Annotated in this window: 2 tRNA genes; both read right to left on the minus strand. The window is 42.0% G+C overall.

Going from position 1 to position 524, the window contains the following annotated elements:
• Positions 1 to 220 precede the first annotated feature (220 nt).
• Positions 221 to 297: transfer RNA gene (locus AC27HD_RS18850), tRNA-Ile, on the minus strand.
• A gap of 128 nt (positions 298 to 425) precedes the next feature.
• Positions 426 to 501: transfer RNA gene (locus tag AC27HD_RS18855), tRNA-Ala, on the minus strand.
• Positions 502 to 524: the final 23 nt, after the last annotated feature.

The following is a 524-nucleotide window of genomic DNA, read 5'->3' on the forward strand; positions in this document are numbered from 1 at the left end:
TAGATGTTTCCTGCAAAAGCAGTACTATCATCCTTAGGGTAAAAAACCCTAATCAATGCTTACTTAAAAAGTAAATATTCATTAGGATTTCACTATCAATTGACACACTACTTAAGCATTCGTCCAATTCGTTTGGTGAAGGTAGTTTCAACGCGAGAAACGCAGTGTGCGCTAGCACATGAGTATCACAGCGATTGAAAATAGCAAAACCAAGTAGAATTGGTAGGCTTGGGCAGACTTGAACTGCCGACCTCACCCTTATCAGGGGTGCGCTCTAACCAGCTGAGCTACAAGCCTTCAGTTTATCTGCGCCTAAGCGACTTACTCTCTTTACTTTAGCGAGTAGATAAATAACAAGTCGATTTTACATCGACGATAAGTTATTTATTACGACCACTTACAAAGTAAGTGTTTTCGGTAAAGAGTGGTGGAGCTAAGCAGGATCGAACTGCTGACCTCCTGAATGCAAATCAGGCGCTCTCCCAGCTGAGCTATAGCCCCATAAACTTGTGTCGTTCTTTATC

It is taken from the genome of Alteromonas sp. 4NS20-0143 (assembly GCF_057542855.1).